Origin of the sequence: Actinomadura rifamycini DSM 43936 (assembly GCF_000425065.1) — a bacterium.
Classification (GTDB): Bacteria; Actinomycetota; Actinomycetes; order Streptosporangiales; family Streptosporangiaceae; genus Spirillospora; species Spirillospora rifamycini.
Genome location: NZ_AULB01000021.1, coordinates 25541 through 42798 on the forward strand (window position 1 = coordinate 25541; position 17258 = coordinate 42798).

The following is a 17258-nucleotide window of genomic DNA, read 5'->3' on the forward strand; positions in this document are numbered from 1 at the left end:
CCGGGTGCCCGTAGCCGGTGGTCGGGCTGGCCGGTGGGGGCGAAGTCAGGCTTGGGGTTCTCGCTTGGGGAGGGGCTGTCGGCCTTGGGGGTTCGGCTGACCGCAATGCTGTCGGCGCTGGGGGAAGCGGGCCGGCGGGCGGAGCGGGAGCGCAAGGAGGACGTCGAGGCCGCGCGCCGGGAACTCGCACCGGTCTTCGAGGCCGTCGTCGCCGCCGGCGGCGGGGACCGGGAGGCGCGCGGCGCCCTTGAGGACATCTGCCCGCTCCTCAAGGAACTGCGCCCGCCCGGTCTGTCCCTCTGAGCGCGGCACGTGCGGTGGGCACGGTGGGTCAGCCGCAGTACCTCCACTGGGTGGTGGTCGTCCCGATGATCCCGCCGCCGTAGATCGCCTTGATGGAGCCCGTCCACCGGATGCAGGTGCCCGGGGCGTAGCCGCTGACCGCCGCGTAGTGCGCGTAGCTCCCCTCGTCCGTGAGCGTCGCCTTGCCCTGGCGCTCCAGGACGGCCTCCGTGTAAGTGGCGACGCCGTGCGCCCGTCCGACCCGCAGGGTGACCACGCAGTTCTCCTGGTACGTGCCGTTCCAGAGCACGTAGACCTCGCCCAGGGGCATGTTGTTGCGGTCGTCCCAGAGGTCTTCTCTGGTGAGGATGCGGTAGTCGCCGTTCGGCCAGCCGCATCCTTGCTCCGATACGACGGCCTGCCCGATGGTGTGGGCCGACGCGGGCGAGGCCGCGAACGTGAGTGCGGCGAGCACAAGGCCGAAGGCCGAAGCGATGCGCACGAGCATGCGCCGGTACGTCCGGGTCATGGCTGTTCCTCTCCGGTGCATCCGGCAGGAGCCGCCCGGCCACCCTTGCGGCGAGCCGAACCCCCGCCGGCTCGACTCCAGCAGGCTAGGACGCACGCGCGCGCGGCCCTTGATGCTGCGTGCACACGTGCTTGACGCCCCCTCCACATCCGGGACGGCGCCCTATCGGCCTGCTCGTGCCCGCCGCCGGGCAGGCCCGGGCGGGCGCCCCGCCCGGGCTCGGCCGCGGGTCAGGGGGCCGCGCCGGTGACGGTGACCGGGGTCGCGCGGGCGACGCCGTTGACCTCGACCGCGAGCGTCGCCGTGCCGGGACGCAGGCCCGTGAGCTTCCCGGTGGACGGGTCGAACGCGGCGACGTGCCACCGGCGGGCGTCGTCCGGGTCGCCGATGTGCAGGGACGGCGACCCGGTCCAGTCGGCGCTCATCGGGTAGGCCAGCGGCAGGTCCCGGTCGTTCTGCCGTACGGTGACCGCGACGCCGGCGGTCGAGCCGTCCGGGACGGTGCGGGGCGCCGCGAGCGTCAGCCCGTCCACGTGCGGGCGCACCTCGGCCCGGAGCCACTGCGGGCCGGCGGCGTACGGGTCGCGGCGGGTGCGGGCGATGTCGGGCCGGGACGGCGGGGTCGCGCCGAACATCGTCCAGCCGGTGAAGCCGCCGTCGGCGGGGGACGCCGCCGCGTTCTTGCCCGAGTTGCCGTTGATGAACGACGGGACGCCGTCCACCCGGGACGCGTGGAACACGCCGACGTGGGCGTTCACGACGGCCGCGCCCTTGCCCGTCCGGGCCCGGAACTCGGCGAGCCACTCTTCGAGCATCGCCGCCTCCTTCCGGTCGGAGAGCCGGCTGTTCTTGGCGGGCAGCGGGTCGCGGGACGGGTGGTGGCCGAACACGACGACGGAGCGGACGGACGGGTCGCGGCGGGCGTCGTCCAGGGCGGTCCGCAGCATGCGGATCTGGTCGAACGAGCTTGTGCGGTACGTGCCGGTGGACGAGTCCAGCAGGACGAACCGGGTGCCCTTGTGATCGAACGTGCGGGACGGCTCGCCGAACGCCTTCCGGAAGTTGCCGATGGTGCCGGGGCCGTAGATCTCGTGGTTGCCCGGGACGTAGTGGTACGGCAGCTTCCCGCCGAGTTCCTCGTCGAGGATCCGCCGGGCGAGCGCGAAGTCGGCCTCGGTGCCGGTGTCGACGAAGTCGCCGTTGATGACGAGGAAGTCCGGCTCGGCGGCGAGCACCTCGCGGAGGGTGCGGCGGGCGCGCCGCACGTGGGCGCTGTCGGGGTCCGCCGCGACGAACTGGGCGTCCGACAGCACCGCGAACCGGTACCGGGCGCCGTCGACGGTGCCGTCCCGGACCACCATCGGGTCGGGGGGCCGCCGCTGCGCGGGCGGCGTCTCCACCGACGGCGGCACCTTCGCGACGAAGTCGTCGATGAGCACCTCCCCCGTGTACTGACGGTCCGCGGACGTCTCGATGGTGTAGAAGCGGTTCACCTTGATCGGGTACGCGACGGAGGCGGGCACCTGCATCTCCAGGTAGCGCCACCCCTCCCAGGTGATGTACGGGCCGTACAGCGAGTACGTCTGGTCGTTGGCGTCGGTGATGGTGAACGCCGTCCACTCGCCCTTGCCCTGGCCGCGGACCCAGGCGCCGAGGGCCTGCGGCTGCCCCTCGATCTCGATGGGCCGCGGCGGGTACGCGTACGCGGTGCGGGTCGCGGTCGACCGGGTGAAGTCGTACGACAGCCGCAGCCCGGCGCCGGTGCGGCCCTCGGCGACCGGTTCGACGGCGCCGGACCCCCGCGCGGTGCCGAACCGCCAGTCGGCGGCGTCGTCGAACGCCGCGATCGTCCGCCGGTCGAGGCCGACGCCGACCGGCACGGTCGTCCGGTGGCCCCGCACCTCGACCGTGACGAGCGCGGACCCGGACGCCTTGCGCGGCGTGACCGTGAACGCGCCGCCCGCGCCGGGCGCGATGTCCAGCAGGGACGTGTCGTAGGTCAGCTTCGTGTCGGACGGTTCGATGGGCGCGGTGAAGCCCTGCCCGTCGAAGCCGACGACGCCGAAGGAACCGGTGCCGTCCGGGCCGGGGATCGTCACCCGGTCGGTGGTGGCGCCGACGCGGGCGAGGTCGCCGAGCACGGTGAGCGTGGCCTTGCCGCGGGCGCGCCCGTCGACGGCGTGCACCGTGACGGTGCCGGAGCGGCGGGCTCGGAACACGCCGTCGCGGGTCACCCGGCCCTGCGGCCCGGCCGCGATCCAGCGCGGGTCGCCGTCGGCGGGGCCCTGGGCCTCGTCGTGGCCGCGCGCGACGAGGCGGCGGGTCAGCCCGGGGAACACCCGGTCGGGACGGCCGCCGCGGGTCGGGCCCGTGCCGGGCGCGTCGGCGGGGTCGGCGGCGGGCTCCACCCGGAAGCCCCGCAGCTTCCCGCTGCCCTCGGCGAACAGCCCGATGCCGTTCGGGGTGGGGCGCTCCGCCCCGTCGGACGGCCGGTTCTCCACCTGGCCGCGGGCCTGGCCGGGCTCGCGGGCCAGCAGCGTGGAGGAGCCGCCGCCGTCGAGGTTGACGGCGTTGTGGGCGCCGGCCTCCTTCATCAGCGCGCCCATCTCCGCCAGCGTCACGCCGCGGCTGTCGATCTGGCGGCCGTCCACGGTCATGAGGATCATGCGGCGGCCGTCCGCGCTGAAGCCCACGGCGGTGCGGGGGTGGACCGCCGGGTCGCCGATCGCGGGGACCTTCCCGTCCCGGACGAGGACCTGGTTGCCGCCGACGGCGAACTCCGCGTCCGTCCCGGACGAGCGGGCCTTGGCGGCCATCGCCACCGGGTCGCCGGGCTTCAGCGTGCGCAGCAGGTCGCCGCCCGCCTCCCGGCCGAGCAGGACGAACCCGCCGTCCGGGATCGCGCCCTCGCCGGGGGTGTCGCCGACCGACACGACCCGGCCGTCCACGACCAGGACCTCGGCGACCCGCCGGGCGCCGTCGGCGAGGGACCGGCCGCGGGTGGCGGTGCCCCACGCCGGGGTGAACGCGCCGATGCCGTCCTTCTTCACCCGGTAGGCGTTGAACTGGTCGAGCGGCGCCGTGCGGCCGCCGGGCAGGGTGAGCTCGCCCTCCAGCAGCATGTCGGCGATCTGGCCGAGCCCGTCGGCGCCGACCCCGGCGGTCGCGGTGGACCAGCCCGGGACGGCCGACTTCACCAGCTTCCCGTCGTCCACGGCGGCGCCGTTGGCGGAGCCGGTGTTGTTGATGTCGAAGAAGTCGCCGTTCACCCCGGCGATGGCGCCCGCCCGTCCGGCCTGCTCGGACAGCGGCGCGGTGGCGGCGACCGGGCCCGGGGACAGGTAGTCCGCCCGGACGGGCGCGGCGAGGTCGACGTCGATCTGGTCGGCGCGCAGCCAGCCCTTGGCGTCCAGCCGGTCGAACGAGGTCAGGACGGTGCCGGGCGCGACCGGGCGCCGCATCCGCTCGGTCTCGAGCGCCTCCCCGGCGGGCGCGGCGCGGCCGTCCGGCAGGAGCAGCCGGTCCACCTCGCGGACGAGCGGCGAGGCCGGGTCGGGCGGCGCGCCGGTCCGGGGCGGCGGCCCCGGCGGCGCGGCGAGCGACGGCGCCGCCGTCCCCGCGACGAGCGCGGCGGCGGCCGCGAGCACGGCGACCGGCCGTCTGCGGTGATGGACCTTCAATGCTGTCTCCTGGCGGCGCGGGGCGGCTGGCCGCCCAAGCCAACCCGCCCCGCGCGGCGCCCCGCGGTGGAGCGGGTGACCGCCGGGCCAACTGCTCCCGAACGATCATGCCGCGCCGGCGGGGCGGCCGCTCACCCGTCCGGTCCGCGCAGTTCGCGGCGGAGGATCTTGCCGGAGACGCTCTTCGGCAGTTCGTTCTCGATGAGCACCCGCGCCGGTGCTTTGTAGACGGCCAGCCGCGCGCGGCAGTGCTCGCGCAGCTCGTCGCCCGTAACGGCGGCGCCCGGTCGGAGGCTGACGTGGGCGCGCACGGTTTCGCCGCGGTAGGGGTCGGGGACGCCGACGACGGCCGCCTCCCGCACGGCCGGATGCTCGTACAGGACGTCCTCGACCTCGCGCGGCCAGATCTTGTAACCCGCGGCGACGATCATGTCCTTCTTGCGGTCGACGAGGTAGACCCAGCCCGCGGCGTCCATGAAGCCGACGTCGCCGGTGAGGAGCGTGCCGCCGGGGAAGGATGCCCGCGTCTGCTCCGGGTTCCGCCAGTAGCCCGCGGCGACCTGCGGGCCCGCGATCGACAGTTCGCCCACCTCCCCCGGCGGCAGCGGCTCGCCCCGCTCGCCGCGGATCTCGACCCGGACGCTCGGCAGCGGCACACCGATCGAGAGGCTCCCGGACGCCTCGTCGACCGGCGCCCGCGCACCGAGCGGCACGGCCACGGCGGCCGACGTCGTCTCGGTGAGCCCGTAGGCGTTGTGCACGTAGACGCCGAAGGCGTCGGCGAAGCGGCGCACGGTCGCGGACGGGACGGGCGCGCCGCCGCTGAGCACCCTGGTCAGCGAGCCGAGGTCGTGCTCGCGGGTCGCGGGCTCGTCAAGGAGCGCGATGAACGCGGTGATGGACCCGATGGTGAACGTCGGCCGGTAGCGCTCGACCAGCGCGGCGGCCGTCACGGGCTCGAACCGGTAGGTCAGGACGAGCGGCAGGCCGGCGCCGAGGCCGAGCGCCAGGTGCATCGCGAGGCCGGTGATGTGGAACAGCGGCGCGATCGTGAGGATCGAGTCGCTCTCCCCCAGCCCGATCCAGGTGCGGCACGCGGCCACCTGGTAGGCGAGGTTGCGGTGGGTGTTGACCGCGCCCTTCGCCGGCCCGGTGGTGCCGGACGTGTAGCTGAGCAGGGCGGGCTCGTCCGGTCCGGGAGCGGCGGCGGCGCTGGGCGTGCCGCCCTCGTCGAGGATCGCCTGCACGTCGTCGGGCCGGTCGCCGTCCGGCCAGGGGCCGGAGGCGTCGGCCGCGAGGGCGCCGTCGCGGGAGTAGAGGACGTGCTCGGGGGCCTCCGGCAGCGCCGCGACCGCGGGGGCCGCGGCGGGGTGCGCGATCAGCACGCGGGCCCCGGAGTCGGCGAGCAGGTGGGCCAGCTCGCGCTCCTTGTACATCGGGTTTACCGGGACGACCGTCGCGCGCAGCTTCCACACCGCGAGGACGGCCAAGACGCAGACCGGCGTGTTCTGCAAGGCGATCGCGACGCGGTCGCCCGCCCCGACGCCGCGCCGTTCGAGCCCCGCCGCGAGGGCGTCGCTGAGCCGGTCGGTGGCCGCGCGGTCGAGGGTGGTCCCGAAGTAGTGCAACTGCGGGGCGTCCGGACGTTCGGCCGTGCGGATCCGGAACAGCTCGAGAACGCTTCCCGCGTCGGGGGCGATCTCGTCCGGCACACCGGCGCCGTACAGCTCGCGCCAGTTCACGTGCTCGCTCCCCTCCGGCCGCGGTCCTCGCCCGGCGCGGCGTCCCGCGCGGGTTCCCGTGCGGCGTCCCGTGCGGGCTCCTCGTCGATGCCGAGGTGCCGGGCGATCGTCGCGGGGTCCTTCTCCAGCTCGTCCGGTGTGCCCTCGGCGACGATGGCGCCGCGCTGGATCAGGCAGGCGTGGTCGGCGAGCGGGAAGGCGAGCGCGGCGTTCTGCTCGACGAGCAGCATCGTCATCCCGGCGGACCGGATCTCGGCGATCGCCCCGAAGACCGTGTCGACGAGCGCCGGGGACAGCCCCATCGACGGCTCGTCCAGCAGCAGCAGGGACGGGGCGGTCATCAGGGCGCGGCCGATGGCGAGCATCTGCTGCTCGCCGCCCGACATGAGCGCCGCCGTCTGCCGGCGGCGCTCGGCCAGCCGCGGGAACAGGTCGTAGACGTCGTCGGCGAGGGCCTTGCGGCGCCGCCCGCGCGCGTAGGCCGACAGGTCGAGGTTCTCCTGGACGGTCAGGCAGCCGACGACCATCCGCCCCTCCGGCACCAGGGCGAGGCCGTGCCGGGCGACGCGGTGCGCGGGCATGCCGGTGATGTCGGCGCCGTCGAACAGGACGCGCCCGCCGGACGGGCGGAGCAGCCCGCCGACGGCCTTCATCGTGCTCGACTTGCCCGCGCCGTTGGCGCCCAGCAGCGCGCCGACCCGGCCCCGGTCGAGGGCGAGGTCGAGCCGGGCCACGGCGCGGATCGACCCGTAGGCGACCTCGAGCGACTCGACGGTCAGCATGGTGGTTCTCCTTCCGTCCCCGGGCTCATTTGCCGAAGTACGCCTTGCGCACCTCGGGGCGGCGCAGGCACCGCGCCGGCACGTCGCAGGCGATGACCTCGCCGGACGCGAGCACGGCGACCTGGTCGCAGACCTCCTGGATCAGCCGCATGTTGTGCTCGACGACGACGACCGCGGTGCCGGACCGCCGGAGCCCGGCCACGAGTTCGCCGATCCCCGCCCAGTCGGCGGCGTTCATCCCGGCGGTCGGCTCGTCGAGCAGCAGCAGCCGGGGCCGCGACATCAGCGCCCGCGCGATCTCCAGCCGCCGCTGGTCGCCGTAGGGCAGCGTCTCGGCGAGCCGTCCGGCGGCGTCCGCCAGGCCGACCGACTCCAGCACCTCCATGGCCCGCTCCCGCAGGTCGCGCTGCTCGGCGCGGGCGCGCGGGGTACCGGCCAGGCCGCGGGCGGCGCCGACCCGCCGGAGCCGGTACCCGCCCGCCATGACCTGCTCGGCGACGGTGAGGCCGCGCAGCAGCCGGATGTTCTGGAAGGTGCGGGCCACGCCCATCCGGGCCAGCGCCGTGGCGCGGAGATGGTGGCAGGGCTCGCCGAACAGGGTGATCGTCCCGGCGTCGGCGGGCAGCAGCCCGCTGATGATGTTGAGCAGGGTCGTCTTCCCGGCCCCGTTCGGCCCGGCGACGCCGAAGACGGCGTCGCGCGGGACGGTCAGCGCGACCGAGCCGAGCACGCTCAGCCCGCCGAACCGCTTGGCCAGCCCGTCGATGACGAGCGCGTCGCCGCCGCTGTGTCCGCCGCTCTGTCCGCCGCTCTGTCCGCCGCTCTGTCCGCCGCTCATGACCGCACCTCCGCGACCTCGCGCGCGGCACCGGCCGGGGACGCGGCGGCCCGCCGCTCCCGCAGCCGCCGCCAGCGCAGCGGGTCGATCAGGCCGCCGGGCACCCAGATCATGATGACCAGCAGCAGGACGCCGTTGATGATGGACTGGCCCTGGCCGATGAACTGGTTCACGTACACCGGCAGCCCGGTGAACACGATCGCGCCGATGACGGACCCGAACCAGTGGTAGGCGCCGCCGAGCACGACGCACGCGATGACGGTGACGGCCAGGTCGATGTAGAAGCTGTCGGGGTCGATGTAGCGCAGCAGCCCGGCCTGGAGGACGCCGCCGATCCCGCCGATGACGCCGCTGATCGCGAACGCGGCCGTCTGGACGCGGCGGACCGGGACGCCCATCGTCGCGGCGGCCGTCGGGTCCTCGCGGGTGGCGACGGCCGCGGTGCCGAACCGGGACCGTGCGAGCCGCGCCAGGAACAGGCACACGAGCCCGAGCACCAGCACGAGCTGCCACAGCTCCACCTTGACCGGGACGATCCGGCCCTCCGAGCCGCCGGTGAGGTCGCCGAGGTTCACCACGACCACGCGGGTGACGAGGATGAGCGCGACGGTCGCGAGCGCCAGCCAGTGGCTGTCCAGCCGGATGAGCAGCAGCCCTGCGGCGGCGGCCAGCACGCCGCCGCCGAGACCGCCCGCCGCGAGCGCGGCCCACAGCCCGAACCCGGCCTCCGACATCAGGTGCGTCGCGGTGAACGCGCCGGTCGCCGCGAAGCTGACCGTGGCGAAGCTGAGCAGCCCGGCCCACAGCGTCACGTAGGTGCTGAGGGCGAGGATCGCGCCGACGAGCGCGAACTCGATCGCGCTGAACAGCAGGGCGAGTTGGGTCGCCGCCATCATGCTCTCCCTAGCTCGACGGTGCGGAACAGGCCGCGCGGGCGCGCGACGAGGACGGCGAGCAGGAGGCCGAACGTGATGGCGTCCTGGAAGGAGGCGGAGATGTACTGCGCCGACAGCACCTGGATCACGCCGATCAGGAAGCCGCCGAACGCGGCGCCCCGGACGTCGCCCATGCCGCCGATGACGACCGCCGCGAAGCCGTGCAGGAGCAGCCCGTCGCCGAGGCCGAACGTGAAGGTCTGCCCCGCGGCGAAGAACACGCCCGCCAGTCCGGTCGCGGCGCCCGCCAGCGCCGCGGCGGTGAGGATCGCGACGTGCGGGTCGACCCCGCCGAGCATCGCGGCGCCCCGGTCGTGCCCGACGGCCCGGATCGCCGCGCCGAGCCTCGTGCGGCGCAGGACGAGGTGGATCGCCGCGGTCACCGCGACCGCGCACACGATCGCGAGGAGCTGCGTCATCAGCACCCGGACGCCGCCCACGTGCAGCAGCCCGTCCGGCACGGTGCCGGGCGGGAACCCGAGCGGCGCGGCGCCGGTGGCGAGGCTCGCCGCCTCCCGGAGCGCGATCCACAGCGCGACGCTGGTGATGATGGTGCCGAGGAGCTGGTCGCCGCCGCGCGAGCGCAGCGGCTGGAAGGCGATCTGGTCGACCGCGACGGCGGTCACCGCGCCGGCCGCCGCGCCCGCGAGGACGGCCACCGCGAACGGCAGCCCCGCCTCGGTGACCGTCCAGTAGGCGAAGAGCGCGCCCCAGGTGGCGTAGACGCCCTGGGCCAGGTTCAGGATCCGCATGGTGGAGAACACGACGCCGAACCCGACCGCGAAGAGCGCGTACACGGCGCCGAGCGAGATCCCGTTGACTAGTTGCTGGAGGAACAGCATGGTCCGCTCACCCGCCCGTCACGCGGCGCCCGCGCCCGCGGGTGCCCACTCGCGCTGCCGCCCGTCCTTCGTCCACGTGACGTGGACGATGCTGTCCGGGGCGTACAGCTGGCCGTCGCGGAACTGGACGGTGCCGTAGATCGTGTCGTCGAGCCGCTCGATGTCCGACAGCGCCTTCGTGACGCTCTCGCGGGTGGGGTTCGCGCCCGCGTTCCGGACGGCGGTGGCCATCATGAACGCGGCCATGTACCCCTGGGCGGCGTAGGCGTCGGGGTCGGTGCCGTACTCGGCCCGGTAGCTGCGGGCGAACTCCTGTCCGGCGGGGCCCGCCTTCCCGGCGTAGAAGTACACCGGGAACGGGACGTCGGCCAGGGTGGCGCCCGCGGCCTTGAACGCGCCGGGGCTGCCGACCACCTCGGTGGTGACGAGCAGGCCCCGGTAGCCGCGGCTGCGCAGCGCCTTGACCAGGGAGATCGTGGACTGCTGGAGCGTCGAGATGACGATGGCCTCCGGGTTCTTCGCCATGAGCTGCCCGGCGGCGCCGCTGAAGTCGGTCTGCGCCGCGAGCGTGTCGACCGTCCCGAGGTCCCGGACGCCCGTCCCGGCGAAGCCCTCCTGGAAGGACTTCAGCTGGGACATCCACCCGGAGTTGTCCTGGGTGACCACGTAGGCCACCGAGGCGGGCCGGGCGTCCTCCGCCACCTTCCGCGCCAGCCGCTTGTTGGCCTCCTGCGGCAGGGTGGTGGTGCGGACGACGTACGGCGGGTCCTGGAGGCCGAGGTCGGTGGCGCCGTAGATGTTCAGCGGCAGTTCCGCGTCGGACGTGACGACCTTCACCGCGCCCGCCACCGGGGACAGGATGCAGCAGAGGGCGCCGACGACGCTCTGGTCGACGGAGAGCTGCCGCGCCTGGTCGACGGCCTGCGACGGCTTCTCGGCGCCCTCCTTCTTCACCAGCGTGATCCGGCGGCCGCCGCCGAGGTACCCCTCGCGGTTGACCTGGTCGACCGCCAGCTCGATGCCGTTGGCGAAGGTCTGCCCGGCGAAGGCCACCGGCCCGGTGAGCGCGGTGATGAAGCCGATTTTCACTTCGCCCTCCTTGGTCCCGCCGGTGCACGCGCCGGCCAGCGTGGCGGCGGCGATGGCCGCGGCGAGCGCGGCCAGTGACCGGCGGCGCAGTGTTGGTGGCATGGCGTCTCCTCGGACGGTGCGCGCGCCCTCAGCGGGCGGCGAGGAACTCGGTGTAGCGCCGGACGGTCGCGTGGACCGCGGCGGGATCCTGGTCGGGGTACCAGCAGGTCGCGGGGGTGGACTCGATGCGGACGCCGTCCGGTGCGGCGGCGCGCAGGGCCGGGAGGTTGTCGGCCAGCATGTCGTCCGGGCCCGCGCAGATCAGCGCGGGGACGGCGAGCTCGGGCAGCCGCTCCTTCGTGGGGTAGCGGAACGCGGCGGCGTAGCTGAGGTGGTAGGTCGTGCCGCTCTGCAGCAGCCCGACCGTCCAGTCGTGCAGTTCGCGGGGGCGCGGGACGCGCAGCGGGCGGGACGCGGCGACGCGGTCGCGGTACCACGGCCAGAACAGGAACATGTCGCGCCGCATCCCCCACGCCCGGACGAGGTGGGAGCCGAACCGGTCCGCGCGCAGCGGCGGCAGGTAGTGCTCCAGGATGTCGGAGGTGAGGTCGGGCGGCAGGAGCGGCGGCGCCTCCAGGACGGCGCGCCGCACCAGGTCGGGACGGCGCACGGCCAGTTCGAGCGCGATCACGGCCCCGGTGTGGGTGCCCCACAGGTGCACCGGCCCGGCGGCGCGCCGCTCGGCGACCTCCGCGACTGCGTCGGCGAGCCGCCCGATGTCGACGGCGTCGCGCCACGGCTTGTCCGACTCCCCGTTCCCGGGGTAGTCGGGCGCGATCACGTGGAAGTCGTCCGACAGGCCGCGCATCAGCGGTTCGAGCAGCCCGGCGGATCCGGGCGCCGAGTGCAGCGCGACCAGCGGCGGCGCCGCCGGGTCCCCGGCCACGCGCACGTGGACCTGCCCGAGCGAGGTCGTGACGAACTCCCGCCGCACCCCCGTGGCGCGCGCGGCCGGGCTTCCGGCCGGGGCGCCGGACGCGGCGTCCGCCAGCGGCAGCGCCCTGCGCGGCGCGGGCGGCGCGGGCGCGGCCGCCGGGGCGGCGGGGGCGGGCGGGCGGCCGTGGGCGCGGGACAGGCGGCCGAGCCACCGGGAGACCGGGGACGGGCCGGTGCCGTCGGACCCGACGACCGCGGTGGGCGGCATCGCCCCGGCGAAGGGGTCCTCCGCCGCCCGGCACCACGCCTGCCACAGGGCCGCGAAGCCCTCGGGGTGCTCGGCGAACGCGACGACCGTCCGGTCGAGCGCCGCCGGGGACGGCAGCTCCGCCCGTCCCGGGACGGCCGCGCGGGCCGCGCCGGGCGGGAACAGGTGCGCGTCCCGGACGAGCTGCCACAGCCGCGGCAGGTGGGAGCCGTCCGCGCGGGGGACGAGGTCGGGCGGCGGCGTCTCGCGGGCGGCCGCGAGGTAGCCGGGGTCGACCTGGACGAGTTCCCGGCAGCCCGGCACCCGGCCCGCCACGGCGGCGGCGAGGGCGCAGGCCATGTCCAGCCCGACGACGGTGTGCACGCCCAGCGCGGCCGCGACCTCGGCGAGCGCGTCGGCCGCCGGTCCGGGGCCGGCCGCGGCGCCGGGCGCCGATCCGCCGACGCCCGGGAGGTCCGCGACGGCGACGGGCCGGTCGGGCGCCTCCAGCACGATCTCCTCGGCCAGCGGACGTCCCGACCAGCGGATCCCCGGCAGCACGAGCACGCCCGGACGGTCGCCGGTGAGCCACGCCCGGACCTGCCCGCGGGCGGTGTCGAAGTGGTCGCCGCGCATGTCAGCCCGCCGCGGTCCGGCGCCCGTGCTCGCGCAGCAGCAGCTTCAGGCTGCCGCCCGCCTCCAGCACCTGGATCGTCCGGTCGCTCGGCGGGTCGCCCGCGAGCGTCCCGCCGTCCGGGAGCCGGACCGCCGCGCGGCGCCAGTCGACCTCCACCGGGTCGAAGCGCCGGACGGCCGACGCGATGCCCGGCACGGCCACCAGCGGCATCCCGTTGTAGGTCTCGCCGCGCCAGAAGCCGGGCGAGAACGACTCGGCGACGACGGCGCTGATCCCGAGGTTCCGCAGCGCGACGAGCGGCGGGTAGTGCGGGTGGCCGTAGCCGAAGTTGCGCCCGCCCACCACGACGTCGCCCGGCTCGACCCGGTCGGCGAAGTCGGGGTCGAAGGCTTTCATGCAGACCGCGCGCAGCTTGTCCGGGTCGTAGTACTTGATGTTCTCCACGCCGATGATCAGGTCGACGTCGAAGTCGTCGCCGAAGATCCACGCGACGCGGCCGCGCAGGACGTCCGGCAGCGCGGAGGTCCCGGGCCCGGTCTCGGTGCCGGTCACGACACCACCTCCCGCGGGTCGGCGATGCGCCCGGCGACGGCGCTGGCCGCGACGGTGTACGCCGACCCCATGTAGATGTCGGCGCCGGTGCTGCCCATCCGGCCGGAGATGTTGAGGACGCCGGTGGAGATGCAGTTCTCGCCGTCCCGCAGCGGGCGCGCGTAGCCGAAGCAGAAGTCGCAGCTGGAGATGGCGATGTCGGCGCCCGCCTCGCGCAGCACGTCCAGCAGCCCCTCCTCCTCGGCCTGCCGGTGGATCACCTGCGAGGTCGGGACGACGTTGAGCTGGACCCCGGGCGCGACCCGGCGGCCCCGCAGGATCTCGGCCGCGGCGCGGATGTCCTCGATGCGGCCGCTCGCGCACGAGCCGATGAACGCCCGCGTGATGGGCGTCCCGGCGGCCTCGTCCACGCCGAGCGTGTTGGCGGCGCGCGCCGACCCGGGCAGGACGACCCGGGGCCGCAGTTCGTCGAGGTCGATCGCGTGGGTCGCGGTGTAGCTCGCGTCGGCGTCGCTGTACAGCGGTTCGAACCCGCTGCGGGCGACCCGCCGGGCGTACTCCAGCGCGCGGTCGTCGGGGTTGAAGATCGCCGAGACGGCTCCCGTGAACATCGCCATGCCGCACAGTCCCTGGCGGCGTCCGATGCTCATCGCCTCGGCGCCGGGGCCGGTGAACTCCATGACCTGGTGCGCGCAGCCGTCCGCGCCGACGCGGGCGATGATCTCGTGGATGAGGTCGCGGTTGTCGACGCCCGGCGCGAACGTCCCGGTGAGGTGGAAGCGGGTCGACGCCGGCACGTCGAGGAAGATCCGCCCGCTGACCCACGCCTCCAGCAGGTCGCGCCGCACGCCCCAGCCGAGCGCGCCGAACGCGCCGAGGCCGCTGATGTGCCCGTCGAAGTGGATGAGGAACCTGCCGGGGAGCGCGTACCCGAGTTCGGCCGCCACCTGGTGCCCGATGCCGCGGCCCTCGTGCACGGTGATGCCGTAGAACTCGCCCCACTTCCGGGTGACGTCGTGGACCTCGCGCTCGCGGCCGTCGCCGTTGGAGAGCATGTGGTCGATGAAGACGAGGTAGCGCTCGGGGTCGTCGACCTCGGTGATGCCGAAGTCGTCGTGCATCTGCTTGAACATCAGGTCGGTGTAGCCGGGGAAGTCGTAGGCGACCATGTGGTCGGGGCGGAACGGGTGGTTCTGCCCGGCCCGCACGTCGTCGAGGCCGCCGGCGCGGGCCAGGATCTTCTCCGTGATCGTCCGGCCGCCGGTCGCGGCCGGGCCGGGGCCGGCGGGGCCGTGCGACGCAGCCGGCGCCAGGACCCGGTCGGCGATCGTCCCGTCGTCGCCGGACGCGGCCGGGCCGGGGCCGGTGCTGGTCGAAGTCATCCTCGAACCTCTTTCAGGCGGTGGCGGCGGGCAGGTAGGTCTCCTGCGCCTTCTCCACGTCGGCGAAGCCGATCAGGTCGACGAAGTCGTGGTGCGGCAGCGCGTCGGCGCTGACGTGGGCGGGGGGCTCGCCGGACCGCAGCCGCCGCAGGGTGTCCCGCATGGCGCCGGTCGCCGAGAGCAGGATCTGCGTGGGCAGCAGCGCCAGCCGGACGCCGACCTCGCGCAGCACCTCGGGGGTGAGGTCGCGCTCCACCCAGGTGGAGGCGGTGAGGGTGGCCATCAGGGGGACGCCGGTCCGCTCGCGGCACTCGCGCCACTCCGCCGCCGTGCCGAACGTCTTGGTCACCGGCATGATCATTTCGGCGCCGGCGGCGGCGTAGGTCTCCGCGCGCTCCAGGGCCTCCCGTCCGACGGTGTCGGTCCGGGCGATCACGACGAGGCGGTCGCCGACCGCGTCGCGGACCGCCCGGATCTTGCCGGCGGCCTCCTCGACGCCGATCACCGGGACGGGGTCGCCGACGCAGATCGGGCAGCGCTTGGGCGACTCCTGGTCCTCCATGAACACCGCGGCCACGCCCGCGTCGGCGAAGCGGCGCGCGGTGCGGGCGGCGTTGACCGCGTTGCCGTAGCCGGTGTCGATGTCGGCGATGACCGGCAGGTCGCTGGCCTCGAGGATGCGGCGGACCGCGTCGAGGTTCTCCGACATCGTGTAGAGCTCCGCGTCCGGGAGCCCGAGCGCCGCGGAGATCGCGAAGCCGGACGCGCAGAGGGCGGGGAAGCCGGCCTGCTGGGCCAGCCGGGCGGTCAGCCCGTCCCAGACGCCCGGGGCGTACACCACGTCGTCGGCCATGAGGTCGCGCAGACGGGTCGCTGTCATGGGAGCACCTTTCCGCATTCCGGAATAGATTCCGCCACGACAGTAGATTTGGTTCCTGCGACTGTCAACGGGTTCACATCCGCAAAATCTTCTGCAAGAGTTGCAGGTCAACGGATTGCGGACGGAACCGCCGCCGTGATTCGGGCCGTCCGCTCGCCCGCTCCGAACGGTCCGCGATACGGAACGCCTTTCACACGACCGTCGAGCCGGTGAGCGCGACGCCCGCGGCGGTGCCCGCACGGCGTCCCAGGGAGGGAACATGGACCGCGTCGTCGATCTGCTCTGCGTGGGAGGCGGCCTCGGCGGCCTCGCCGCCGCCGTCCGCGCGCACGACCTGGGCGCCGACGTCCTGGTCGCGGAACGGTCCGGCATGGTGGGCGGGGTGGCCGCCTACAGCGGCGGCTTCGTCTGGGTCGGGGCGTCCGGCCTGCCGGGCGGTGAGGCGGACGGCTCCCTGGCGGCGACCGAGTCCTACCTCGACCACGTGCAGGGCGAGGGCCGTCCGGTCGACCGCGACGCCCGCCGCGCCTACCTGCGCCGCGCGGTGGAGGCGACCCGCTGGTACCGCGAGGCCGGGATCCCGTTCGAGGTCATCCCCGGCTGCCCCGACCTCTACCACCCCGCGCCCGGCTCGACCGGGGAGGGCCGCCTGCTGGAGTGCGCCGTCCCCGGCGCGTCCCTCGGCGCCTGGCGGGACCGGCTCCGCCCCAGCCCGTACTACGAGACGGGCGTCGCCCGCCGCGACCTGTACTCGCCCCGCGCCCGCACGGAGCCGGACCGGCTCCGCCGCGACGGCGCCGAGCGCGACCTGCTCACCCACGGCCTCGGCCTCGCGGGCGCGTTCGTCCGGGCGGCGCTGACGGAGCGCGGCGTCGACTGCCTGCTGCACCACCGCGCCGTGGAGCTGCTGATGGACGGCGACGCCGTCGCGGGCGCCGTCCTGGAGGGGCCGGACGGACGGGTCGCGGTGCGGGCCCGGCGCGGCGTCCTGATCGCGGCGGGCGGGTACGGCGGCGCGCCGGACGCCGCCGAGCTGGAGGACGTGCCGGCGCTGGTCGAGTCGGCCCCGCCCGTGGTCGACGGCGACGGCCTGCTGCTGGCGCAGCGGGCCGGCGCGGCCACCGTGCGCGGCGCCGACCCGTTCTTCAGCGTCGGTTTCCGCTTCCCTGGCGAGACCCACCCGGGCGAGCCCGGACCGGACGGCGGCGTCCCGCTGCACCGGCCGCTGCTGGAGCACCTCGGGCTGCCGCACTCGATGATCGTCAACCGGGACGGGCAGCGCTTCGGCGACGAGAGCTACTACGGCGCGCTGATCGGCGCGCTGCGCCGCTACGACGGGCGCCGGAAGCGCTGGGCGAACCACCCGTGCTGGTTCGTCGCCGACGACGCGTTCCGCCGCCGCTACCGGCTCGGCCCGTACGGGCCCGGCGAGCCGTGGCCGGACGCGATCGTCCGGGCCGGTTCGCCGCGCGAGCTGGCCGAGGCCGCCGGGATCGACCCCGACGGGCTCGCGGCCACCGTCGCCGCCTTCAACGAGGGCGCCGAGCGCGGGACGGACGACGCGTTCGGCCGCGGCACGCTGCCGTTCATCCGCCGCGCCTACGGCGACCCGGACCGCGTCCCGAACCCGAACCTCGGGCCGGTGGCGACCCCGCCGTTCTACGCGCTTCCGCTGTCGATCGTCGGGTTCGGCATGGGCACCCTCGGCCTGTGGATCGACGGCGACGCGCGGGTGCTGCGCCGGGACGGCCGGGCGGTGGCGGGCCTGTACGCCACCGGCAACGCCGCCGCCACCAAGGAGCTGAAGGGCTACGTCACCGGTCTCGCCAACGCCCGCAACCACACCTACGCCTACGCGGCCGCGACGCATGCCCTGACCGAGCGATCCGCGACCGGTCGGTAGGATCCGGAACATGTACCGGA

At 75.1% G+C, this 17258-nt stretch carries 14 protein-coding genes; 2 read left to right on the forward strand and 12 right to left on the reverse strand.

The window, feature by feature from the left end:
* Nucleotides 1-105 precede the first annotated feature (105 nt).
* On the forward strand, nt 106-303 hold the full coding sequence (locus H505_RS0120530) for a hypothetical protein (protein WP_026403479.1): 198 nt from the start codon (nt 106-108) through the stop codon (nt 301-303).
* A 28-nt stretch (nt 304-331) separates the two neighbouring features.
* Here the strand turns inward: H505_RS0120530 and H505_RS0120535 are convergent, their stop codons facing one another.
* The 12 genes from H505_RS0120535 to H505_RS0120590 all read right to left on the reverse strand — a co-directional run bounded on the left by H505_RS0120535 (nt 332) and on the right by H505_RS0120590 (nt 15335).
* Nucleotides 332-811, reverse strand: a complete 480-nt coding sequence (locus H505_RS0120535; RefSeq protein ID WP_026403480.1) for a hypothetical protein — start codon at nt 809-811, stop codon at nt 332-334.
* Nucleotides 812-1041: 230 nt separating this feature from the next.
* Entirely contained in the window at nt 1042-4491 is a 3450-nt protein-coding gene (locus H505_RS43295) for a phosphodiester glycosidase family protein (protein WP_051300952.1), read from the reverse strand.
* A 131-nt stretch (nt 4492-4622) separates the two neighbouring features.
* A complete protein-coding gene (locus tag H505_RS0120545; protein WP_026403481.1) occupies nt 4623-6233 on the reverse strand; it encodes a class I adenylate-forming enzyme family protein in 1611 nt (536 codons plus the stop codon).
* Nucleotides 6230-7015: an ABC transporter ATP-binding protein gene (locus H505_RS43300; protein ID WP_064743683.1), complete on the reverse strand. Its 786-nt coding sequence runs from the start codon at nt 7013-7015 to the stop codon at nt 6230-6232. Before H505_RS43300 ends, H505_RS0120545 begins: the two co-directional genes overlap by 4 nt.
* 25 nt (nt 7016-7040) lie before the next feature.
* Nucleotides 7041-7853, reverse strand: a complete 813-nt coding sequence (locus H505_RS0120555) for an ABC transporter ATP-binding protein (protein WP_051300953.1) — start codon at nt 7851-7853, stop codon at nt 7041-7043.
* On the reverse strand, nt 7850-8746 hold the full coding sequence (locus tag H505_RS0120560; RefSeq protein ID WP_026403483.1) for a branched-chain amino acid ABC transporter permease: 897 nt from the start codon (nt 8744-8746) through the stop codon (nt 7850-7852). Before H505_RS0120560 ends, H505_RS0120555 begins: the two co-directional genes overlap by 4 nt.
* On the reverse strand, nt 8746-9630 hold the full coding sequence (locus tag H505_RS0120565; protein ID WP_026403484.1) for a branched-chain amino acid ABC transporter permease: 885 nt from the start codon (nt 9628-9630) through the stop codon (nt 8746-8748). The genes H505_RS0120560 and H505_RS0120565 overlap by 1 nt, the downstream gene beginning before the upstream one ends.
* 18 nt (nt 9631-9648) lie before the next feature.
* Nucleotides 9649-10821 carry an ABC transporter substrate-binding protein gene (locus H505_RS0120570; protein ID WP_026403485.1) on the reverse strand — a complete coding sequence of 391 codons (1173 nt, stop codon included), beginning with the start codon at nt 10819-10821 and terminating at the stop codon, nt 9649-9651.
* A 28-nt stretch (nt 10822-10849) separates the two neighbouring features.
* Entirely contained in the window at nt 10850-12520 is a 1671-nt protein-coding gene (locus H505_RS0120575; protein WP_026403486.1) for an alpha/beta fold hydrolase, read from the reverse strand.
* A gap of 1 nt (nt 12521) precedes the next feature.
* The gene (locus H505_RS0120580) at nt 12522-13073 is read right to left on the reverse strand and encodes a LeuD/DmdB family oxidoreductase small subunit (protein ID WP_233618059.1); all 552 of its coding nucleotides are present in this window, start codon (nt 13071-13073) and stop codon (nt 12522-12524) included.
* Complete coding sequence (locus H505_RS0120585) at nt 13070-14455, reverse strand: 3-isopropylmalate dehydratase large subunit (protein ID WP_211238521.1); 1386 nt, start codon at nt 14453-14455, stop codon at nt 13070-13072. Before H505_RS0120585 ends, H505_RS0120580 begins: the two co-directional genes overlap by 4 nt.
* Nucleotides 14456-14468: 13 nt before the next feature.
* The gene (locus H505_RS0120590; RefSeq protein ID WP_026403489.1) at nt 14469-15335 is read right to left on the reverse strand and encodes an isocitrate lyase/PEP mutase family protein; all 867 of its coding nucleotides are present in this window, start codon (nt 15333-15335) and stop codon (nt 14469-14471) included.
* A gap of 259 nt (nt 15336-15594) precedes the next feature.
* Between H505_RS0120590 and H505_RS0120600 the strand changes: the two genes are divergently transcribed.
* A complete protein-coding gene (locus tag H505_RS0120600; RefSeq protein ID WP_084550578.1) occupies nt 15595-17238 on the forward strand; it encodes an FAD-binding protein in 1644 nt (547 codons plus the stop codon).
* The last annotated feature ends 20 nt before the right edge of the window (nt 17239-17258 follow it).